This window comes from Caulobacter sp. HMWF025 (assembly GCF_003060965.1).
Lineage (GTDB): Bacteria > Pseudomonadota > Alphaproteobacteria > Caulobacterales > Caulobacteraceae > Caulobacter.
In genome coordinates, this window is sequence record NZ_QAII01000172.1 from 1 (window position 1) to 8,419 (window position 8,419).

Annotated in this window: 8 protein-coding genes; 2 read left to right on the forward strand and 6 right to left on the reverse strand. The window is 66.8% G+C overall.

What is annotated here, in order from left to right; translation table 11 throughout:
* Positions 1-57: 57 nt before the first annotated feature.
* The 4 genes from DBR10_RS17990 to DBR10_RS18005 all read right to left on the reverse strand — a co-directional run bounded on the left by DBR10_RS17990 (position 58) and on the right by DBR10_RS18005 (position 4,891).
* Positions 58-1,482, reverse strand: coding sequence for an O-antigen ligase family protein (locus DBR10_RS17990; RefSeq protein WP_108556554.1), 1,425 nt, complete (start codon positions 1,480-1,482; stop codon positions 58-60).
* 78 nt (positions 1,483-1,560) lie between these two features.
* Positions 1,561-2,022, reverse strand: coding sequence for a hypothetical protein (locus tag DBR10_RS17995; RefSeq protein ID WP_108505701.1), 462 nt, complete (start codon positions 2,020-2,022; stop codon positions 1,561-1,563).
* A gap of 102 nt (positions 2,023-2,124) precedes the next feature.
* The gene (locus DBR10_RS18000) at positions 2,125-4,515 is read right to left on the reverse strand and encodes an ATP-dependent helicase (protein WP_108556555.1); all 2,391 of its coding nucleotides are present in this window, start codon (positions 4,513-4,515) and stop codon (positions 2,125-2,127) included.
* Positions 4,516-4,639: 124 nt separating this feature from the next.
* Positions 4,640-4,891 carry a ribbon-helix-helix domain-containing protein gene (locus tag DBR10_RS18005; protein WP_108505702.1) on the reverse strand — a complete coding sequence of 84 codons (252 nt, stop codon included), beginning with the start codon at positions 4,889-4,891 and terminating at the stop codon, positions 4,640-4,642.
* Positions 4,892-5,045: 154 nt separating this feature from the next.
* Here DBR10_RS18005 and DBR10_RS18010 point away from each other — a divergent pair, with 154 nt between their 5' ends.
* Positions 5,046-5,750, forward strand: coding sequence for a ubiquinone biosynthesis protein COQ4 (locus DBR10_RS18010; protein WP_233243480.1), 705 nt, complete (start codon positions 5,046-5,048; stop codon positions 5,748-5,750).
* 82 nt (positions 5,751-5,832) lie between these two features.
* Positions 5,833-7,350: a tryptophan halogenase family protein gene (locus tag DBR10_RS18015; protein ID WP_108505704.1), complete on the forward strand. Its 1,518-nt coding sequence runs from the start codon at positions 5,833-5,835 to the stop codon at positions 7,348-7,350.
* 8 nt (positions 7,351-7,358) lie between these two features.
* Here DBR10_RS18015 and DBR10_RS18020 read toward each other — a convergent pair whose 3' ends face one another.
* Together DBR10_RS18020 and DBR10_RS18025 are read right to left on the reverse strand one after the other, a co-directional pair.
* Positions 7,359-7,535, reverse strand: coding sequence for a DUF4169 family protein (locus DBR10_RS18020; RefSeq protein WP_108505705.1), 177 nt, complete (start codon positions 7,533-7,535; stop codon positions 7,359-7,361).
* Between the two features lie 2 nt (positions 7,536-7,537).
* A partial coding sequence (locus DBR10_RS18025; RefSeq protein ID WP_108556556.1) for a DUF6807 family protein occupies positions 7,538-8,419 on the reverse strand: 882 nt, incomplete at its 5' end.

Consider the following 8,419-nt stretch of genomic DNA (forward strand, 5'->3'; position numbering starts at 1 on the left):
CGGCTTCAGCGTCGGCGCGCGCGCCACGTGCGACGATCTGTTGGGGCGTGTAGTCGGTCATGCCGCTCCAGTAGCCATCCCCGAGCCGAAAGGCGAGCCTTGCCGACGGCCAAACGTCGGGCTTTGCGCGCAAAAGGCGGGGTTCGGCAGCGGCGACAGCTCGATTTCCACGCTCTGGGGCACCCACGGCGTCGCTGGGAGCGGCGTGGTTATGGCGTCCTCCTCGTCATGCGACGGGCGGGTCTCGGCGGGAGCGGGGCCCAGCAGCCGGGTGATGGCGGCACAGGCCATGGCCCAGGCCAGGCCGTTGCGCTCGAGGATGAAGCTCTCGGAGAAGGTCACCAGCAGGAAGATCGCCAGATAGAGGGTGGCCCAGTAGCCGTCCGCGACCCGCCGGAAGCGGAACAGGGCGGCGAGGACCGCCAGGCCCAGGGTGACGGCGATCAGGCAAACCCCGATCCAGCCCAGCTGGACCAGCATGTCCAGCCAGCCATTGTGGGCTGTGGGCACGTTCCAGCCGGTGTCATGCCGAACCCAGTTGGCCGGCACCGAGTCTTCGCGCCAGAACACGGCATAGCCATAGCCGGTCAACGGGGCCTTGGCCGACTGCCGCAGCAGCGATTCCCAGATCTCGGTGCGGCCGGTCAGGGACGGGTCCTTGCCGAGCGCGGCATAGACCGTCTCTGGCGAGAGCCACATGATCAGGGCGGCAAATCCGCCGACGGTTACGCCCAGCCAGACCAGCAGGATCGCCGTCGCCGGACCGCGCCGCATCAGGGTCAGGGTGCCGGCCCCGGCCAGAACGATCATCAGGCAGACCAGCGAGGTCTTGGACTTGCTCATCAGGACCATGAAGCCGCACAGGAGGATGGTCGCGACCAGGGTCTTGCGGTGACGGCTGCCGGCGGCCAAGGCCGCCACGGCGGCGAGCGCGCCCTGGACCATCATCGCGCCCATCTGGTTCTTCTCGAACCACACACCCCGCCAGTCGCCGGCATTGATGTCGTGCTGCACGCCCATTTTCGGGTAGGCGATGGTGGCCAGGAGGCCGCCGGCGGCCAGGATCAGGAAGGTGGTGGCGATAATCTCGGCCATGCGCCGCCCGTCAAAACTCGCCACGAAATAGAGGCCGAACAGGGTGGTAAAGGCGGCGGCGACGGCGCGGCGCTGGGTGGTGCCGGGATCGAAGGACCAGGACGCCGAGGCGAACACCCAGCCGATCATCAGGCAGCACAGAGCCACCGGAAACCAGAAGCGCAGCAAGAGTGGCAGGCGCCACAGGGCCAGGCCCAGGATCAGGCCATAGACCGGGAGCCACATCAGCCGCAAGACCGGCATGTCCTCGCCGCCGGCCTGGGTCGGATCGAGCAGGGGGCCGATCAGGGCGTTGGACAGCATGAAGACAATGAAGCCGCAGGCCACGGCTTCGAGTGTCCGGGCCGGCTGGCCCTGGTCCTCAAGCGCGGTGTTGTCCTGGGTCATCAGGGCTCCGGGCAACTGGCACGAAACGGAACATCCGTCGATCAGCCGCCGGTCCCACTGCAAGGGCAGGGCCCGGATCTAGTCTTGTGCTTGCTCGTCCATCGGGGTGAGCCTGTCCTCGGGCAGGCTGACATCCAGAATGTCGCCGTCCCTGGCGGCAGATCCCGAGGGCAGGGCCTCCAGGCGCGCGGGCAGGCGAGCGGCCGGCGGCCTCTGCCCCGCCTCGAAATAGGGTGGGAGCTCCAGGTTCCGGTAGGATGGCTCAAGCGCGGCGTCCGCAAACGCATGGACGTCCTGAGCCTTCAGAAAATCGGTTCCGACCACATAGTCCGGGGGCTGATCATTCGGCCAGGCGATCAGTGTCGGGAGCTCCTCTGCCGGCACAGGCAGTCTGGCCATGGCCAGGGGCGGGACCGCTGTCTGTTCGCCGATGCGGAGCAAGAGCCCGAAAACGATCCCCAGAACGGCCGCAACCGGCACGCCATAGGCCACCGGGCGCTCGGCGATAAAGGTCCTCAAGGGGTCCAGGGACAGGTGCATGCCCCCTAAAGCGCGCAGGGCGGCACCGGGTTCAGTTACCCTGTCATGTTTTGCAAGGCCGGCGTCGGGCCGGCGGGCCGTCAGGTTTAGCTGGAAGCCTGATCAGCCCTTTTCGACGAAGCTGTCGATGACCTTCTTTTCGCCGGCCTTGTCGAAGGCGACAGAGAGCTTGTTGCCCTCGACGGCCGTGACCTGACCATAGCCGAACTTGACGTGGAACACCCGGTCGCCGCGCTGATAGGCGCTGGACTTGGCGGGCGCAGACACCGCCACAAGACGGCCTTCGCCTTCAATGGGAGCCGAGCGCGCGCCCGAGCCGCCGGTGCGGGGCTGGCTCCATGAGCCGGCGGCGACGCGATCCTGGGCCCGCTTCCAGCCGGGGCTGGCATAGCCTGCGCCGCCGAACGAGGAACTTGCGCCTGCATCATCCCAGCGTGAGGCTGCGGTCTGCTGCATGCCCGGACCGCCACCGTAGTATCCGGTCTCCGAGGCCGCTTCGACATGGGCCAGTGGTAGTTCGTCGACGAAGCGGCTCGGCAGCTGGCTGGTCCAGCGGCCATAGACCTGCCGGTTGGCCACGAAGCTGATCCGCGCTTCTTCGCGGGCCCGGGTGATGCCGACATAGGCCAGGCGCCGCTCTTCCTCGAGGCCCTTGGTGCCCTTGTCATCCATGCTGCGCTGGCTGGGGAAGACGCCTTCCTCCCAGCCGGGCAGGAAGACCAGCGGGAACTCCAGCCCCTTGGCTCCATGCAGGGTCATGATCCAGACCGAGTCGTCGCTGGAGCCCTTGTCGAGGTCCATGACCAGAGCCACGTGCTCCAGATAGCTCTCGAGGGTGTCGAAGGCGCTCATCGACTGGACGAGTTCCTTGAGGTTCTCCAGCCGCGTCTGGCTGGCCGGGCCCTTGTCCAGGCGCAGGGCGTCAGTATAGCCGCTCTCCTCCAGGACCGCCTCCAGCACCCGCTGGTGCGGCATGGTCTGGGCGAGAGCCCGCCAGCGGTCGAGATCGCGCAGGAAGTTGCTCAGCGCCGTGCGCGTGCGGGCCGGCAGGTCGTCGCTGCTGATCAGGACGCGCGCTGAGTCGACCGCCGACAGGCTTTCCGCCCGGGCGATGTGCAGCAGTTTCTGTACCGAGGTGTCGCCGATGCCGCGTTTGGGGGTGTTGACGATGCGCTCGAAGGCCAGGTCGTCGTCCGGCGACTGGATCAGGCGCAGATAGGCATGGGCGTCGCGGATCTCGGCCCGCTCGAAGAAGCGCGGACCGCCGACCACCTTGTAGGGGATCTGCAGCATCACGAAGCGCTCCTCGAAGGCGCGCATCTGGAAGCTGGCCCGCACCAGAATGGCCATCTGGGTGTATTTGCGCCCGGCGCGCTTGGCCTTCTCGATCTCGTCGGCGATCATCCGGCTCTCGGCCTCGCCGTCCCAGACGCCGGAAACCTTGACCTTCTCGCCGCCGGCGGCCTCGGTCCACAGGGTCTTGCCCAGGCGATCCTTGTTGGCGGTGATCAGGCCGGAGGCCGCCGCCAGAATGTGCTCGGTCGAGCGATAGTTGCGTTCCAGCCGGACCACCTTGGCCCCGGGAAAGTCGCGCTCGAACCGCAGGATGTTGTCGACCTCCGCCCCGCGCCAGCCATAGATCGACTGGTCGTCGTCACCCACGCAGCAGACGTTCTGGCGGCCCTGGGCCAGCAGGCGCAGCCACAGGTACTGGGCGATGTTGGTGTCCTGGTACTCGTCGACCATCACGTATTTGAAGCGGGCCTGGAAGTCGGCCAGGACGTCGGGGTGGCTGGTGAAGATCGTGATGTTGTGCAGCAGCAGGTCGCCGAAATCGCAGGCGTTGAGGATGCGCAGGCGGTCCTGGTACTGACGATACAGGGTCACGCCCTTGCCGGCCGCGAACTCGGCCCCGTCCGCCGGCGGAACCCGCTCTGGTGTCCAGCCCTTGTTCTTCCAGTGGTCGATCATCCCGGCCAGGATCTTGGGCGTCCAACGCTTGGCGTCGATATTGGCCGCCTCGATCAGTTGCTTGAGCAGCCGCTCCTGGTCGTCATTGTCGATAATGGTGAAGCTGGACTTCAGGCCGACCAGTTCGGAATGACGGCGCAGGATCTGGGCGGCGACCGAGTGGAAGGTCCCCAGCCAGCGCAGGCCTTCGGCTTCAGCGCCGATGATGTGGGTGATCCGCTCGCGCATCTCGCGGGCGGCCTTGTTGGTGAAGGTCACCGCCAGCATTTCCCAGGGCCGTGCGCGACCGGTCGCCAGGATGTGGGCGAGGCGGGTCGTCAGCACGCGGGTCTTGCCCGTTCCGGCGCCCGCAAGGACCAGGACCGGACCCTCGGTGGTTTCGACGGCGGAGCGTTGCTCGGGGTTCAGCCCGTCCAGATAGCCGGCCGCCGCCGGGGCCGGGCCGCGAGCCCGGGCCAGGTCGGAGATGCGGGGCGAGGGGAGGTCACCATCAAGCGGCGGCGAGTCGAAGGCTGAAGACATGGAACATATGTAGCACAGACATCCGCGAGCTTAAGCCCCTGGCCGTCTATTGCGGGGCCTGCGGGGCCGAGGACTGCTGAAATCCCGGCGGCGTGTCGGGAGGCGTGCAGGGTCAACCGTCGAGCTATCCACCGTCGCCTTCCCCGCCATTGCCGCGTCCCGGTTCACCCTGGCCGGCGCGTTCAAGGGCGAAGACCCTGCAGGCCGAGGCCAGCGGGCGCTCACCCCTGGCATTGTCGATCTGCTTGATCAGCGCCGCGAGGCTGAGGGTTCCGTCGGCGGCGACCCGCTCGAGGGCACGCCAGAACTCCGGCTCCAGAGCGAGCGACGTGGCATGTCCCTCCAGATTGACTGAACGCTTCTTGAGGCTGCCCATGGCTGGCGGAATGGCTCTTGATAAAAGATGACGGCATGCCACCTTCGTGGGGTCCGACGGAGCATGCCCTATGAATGCCGCCACGCAAGTCTTTGAAAGACCTGTCAAGCCAAGTCGAGCTCAACCGAGCCGTGACAGCTTCCGGCTGCAGCCGATGCGGGCCCTGAAGGCACTTCGCCGCCTGATTGCTGACAAGGAAGACACCGCCCAGGTGTTCGAGATCATGCGGGCCCTCGCCGGCAAGGCGATCCCCAACGGCTACAGCCGGCTGATCTCGACGCCGGAGGGCGGGCGCATCGCCTATGAGCGCGAAGAGTTCTCCGTCCTGCTGTCGGACAAGGCCTGGCTGGCCAGCTTTGGACCCGGCACGGTCGGTGCGGCCTATCGGAACTTCATCGCACCGCGCGGCCTTTCGGCCGAAGGCCTGGCCGAAGAAAGCCGCAAGGTCGCCGATGCCAATGTCGATGCGCCCCATCCCCTGGCCTGGTACGGCCGGCGTATGCGCGATGTCCACGATGTCTGGCACGTCCTGACCGGCTACGGCACCGACGCCTTGGGCGAGGTCTGCGTGGTCGCCTTCTCCTATGCCCAAACCCGCAGCCTGGGCTTTGCCGCCATCGCCCTGGCCGGAGTGCAGCAGTTTGGCCGGGCCAGAAATGGCGAGCCCTATGGTCGTGCGGTTCGTGAGGCCTGGCGGAACGGCAAGGCGGCGGCCTGGTTGCCGGCGGTCGACTATCCGGCGCTGTTTGCCATGCCGCTGGAGGAGGCCCGCGCCAGCCTGGCGATCCGGCCCAATACGCTTTACCGCGCCATCCCGCCCGAACGCCGTGATCGCGCCGCGGCCCCGGCTATGGCATAGGCCGGCAGCCCGGATCAGGAGCGTTGCTGTTCAACGCGTCCGCCGTTGAAGTCGGCGGGGTCCACCCGGCAGGGAGCGCAGGATGACGGCGGACAAGGCCATCAGGTCGATCATAATCCTCGGAGGTGGTACCGCTGGCTGGATGGCCGCAGCGGCCCTGCGCACGGCGCTTGGGCGGACCTGCGAGATCCAGCTGATCGAGTCGGCCGAGATCGGCATTGTCGGCGTCGGCGAGGCGACGATCCCCGCCATCCGGCAGTTCAATGCGATGATCGGCCTCAAGGAAGCGGCCTTCATGCGCAACACGAAGGCCAGCCTGAAGCTGGGGATCGAATTCGTCGGCTGGGGCGACCGGGACCGCCGCTACATGCATCCCTTTGGCGTCTACGGGCTTGAGGCCGAACTGGGGGACTTCCACCAGATCTATCTAAGGCTCCGCGAGCAGGGCCTGGCCGACGACCTCGAGGCCTATTCGGTCTGTGTCCAGGCCGCCTACCGGGGGCGCGTCGGTCAGGTTTCCACCGATCCGGCCTCACCGATGTCGCGGCTGTTCTCGGCCTATCATTTTGACGCTGTCCTCTACGGTCGGCACCTGCGGCGGTTCAGCGAGCAGATGGGCGTCCGCCGGGTCGAGGGGCAGGTGGTCGAGGTCGTCAAGGCCCCGGATGAGAGCCGGGTCGAGAGCCTGATCCTGAAGGACGGGCATTCGGTGGCGGCCGATCTGTTCATCGACTGCTCCGGCTTCAAGGGTCTGCTGATCGAGGAGACGATGAAGGCGGGCTACGAGGACTGGAGCCACTGGCTGCCGGTCGACCGGGCCGTGGCGGTGCCCTGCGCGAAGACCGGACCCATCACGCCCTATACGACCTCCACCGCCCGTGAGGCCGGCTGGCAGTGGCGCATTCCCCTGCAGCACCGGACCGGCAACGGCTATGTCTTCTCAAGCCGCTATACCGACGAGGACACGGCGACCGCCACCTTGATGGCCAATCTGGACGGCGAGGCCCTGGCCGAGCCGCGCCTGCTGCGGTTCGTCACCGGCCGGCGTCGGGAGGCCTGGAAGGGCAATGTCGTGGCCCTGGGTCTGGCGAGCGGCTTCATCGAGCCGCTGGAATCCACCAGCATTCACATGGTCCATTCCGGGCTTGTGAAACTGCTGCAGCACTTCCCGGACCGTGACTTCAGCCCGGTGAACATCGCCACCTACAACGGCCGGGTGCGCGAGGAAGCCGAACGGATCCGCGACTTCATCATCCTGCACTATCATGTCACCCAGCGGCGCGACACGCCGTTCTGGGAGTATGTGGCGACCATGCCGATCCCCGACAGTCTTGCCGAACGGGTGGAGATCTTCCGCGATCGCGGGCTGATCCTGAGCCGTCCCGATGAGCTCTTCTCGGCCTCGTCCTGGCTGGCGGTGATGATCGGCCAGGGCATCGCGCCGCGCGGCTACAATCCCCTAGTCAATCGCCAGACCACGGCCCAGCTCGATGCGGGGTTCAAGGCCATCAAGTCCAGGATTTCCAGCCTGATCGATCCGTTGCCGGAGCATGAGGCCTTTCTCGCAGAGCAGAAGATGCTCGACCTGGAAGAGGCCTGAGTCAGGCCTCAGTCCTCGCGCCGCGCGCCGTCCAGCGCCTGGCGCAGCCTGTCGGCCCGGACCTGATCGAGGGTCTTTTCCAGCTTGGTACGGCCATGCTTGGCGCGGTTTTCGACCGCCCGGGCCTTGTCTTCGGTCTTGGCCCGCGCCTTACGCGCGCGGTTGAGGTTCAGGATGTCAGCCATGATCAGGGCCTTGCTGGAGCCGTGCGAGACGGGGCTGATCGTACAGGCGTTGCTGGCCGGATCACCAGGGTTTCCTGCAGATGCAGGGTTTCATCCTTCTTGAGGACAAACGGCGCGCGGCCGGGAAAAACGCAGTTCTGCATCGACAGTGACTGGCGCAGGATCCACCGCGTGACGGGCTGGCCGTTGGCCTTGCAGGAGAGCCCCATGGTCCAGGCCGGCGTCTTGCCCGGGGGCGACCAGGCAAAGCCCATGGAGGCTCCTGCATCGACGGCCGTATCGGCCGGTGCAATCGCCTTTCCGGAGAACGCAAAGGTCAGCCGGTCCGGCTGAACCAGGCGGAGGGAGAAGCCGCCATAGCCCTTGGCATCGTCGCTGCCGCCCAGGGCCAGGCTCTCGGCGCGGGCCGTGATCAGGGTGTCGAAGGTGATGCGACGCCCGCCGTCCTTCAGGGGATAGACCCGCACCCGGGTCGTCTCGCGGGCCACATAGTTCAGCTCCGGTCCGGAATTGACGATCCAGTCGGCGTTGATCGTCAGGGTTCCGCCGCCTTGGGCGTCGCCCTTGAAGCGCTGTTCGCGAATGTGGAAGGTCAGCCCCTTCATGAACCAGCCGTCGGCTACCGGCTTTCCGTTCACGAGAACCTGGTGCCAGCTCCAGAAGACACCCCGCTGGTGCAGATGGTCGGCGGGCCTGTCCTCCGTCAGGACTGTTCCATCAGGGGCATAGAGCGGGTGGATATAGTTCAGCCGGCCGGGCTCGTTGGCGGGGTCAGGCGACTTGGTGCGATAGACCAGCACCGGCTTGCCCGCCTCGGTGAGGGTGACCGTGCCGTCGGCCATGACCGCATCGACCCTGGCCGGGCCGGCAGGGCTGGTCGGGGC

Bases quoted from the DNA above. Each gene is read 5' to 3' on its own strand.
- DBR10_RS18015 (WP_108505704.1), top strand. From the start codon at position 5,833: ATGACGGCGGACAAGGCCATCAGGTCGATCATAATCCTCGGAGGTGGT.
- DBR10_RS17990 (WP_108556554.1), bottom strand. From the start codon at position 1,482: ATGACCCAGGACAACACCGCGCTTGAGGACCAGGGCCAGCCGGCCCGG.
- DBR10_RS18000 (WP_108556555.1), bottom strand. From the start codon at position 4,515: ATGTCTTCAGCCTTCGACTCGCCGCCGCTTGATGGTGACCTCCCCTCG.
- DBR10_RS18020 (WP_108505705.1), bottom strand. From the start codon at position 7,535: ATGGCTGACATCCTGAACCTCAACCGCGCGCGTAAGGCGCGGGCCAAG.
- DBR10_RS18010 (WP_233243480.1), top strand. From the start codon at position 5,046: ATGCGGGCCCTGAAGGCACTTCGCCGCCTGATTGCTGACAAGGAAGAC.
- DBR10_RS18005 (WP_108505702.1), bottom strand. From the start codon at position 4,891: ATGGGCAGCCTCAAGAAGCGTTCAGTCAATCTGGAGGGACATGCCACG.
- DBR10_RS17995 (WP_108505701.1), bottom strand. From the start codon at position 2,022: ATGCACCTGTCCCTGGACCCCTTGAGGACCTTTATCGCCGAGCGCCCG.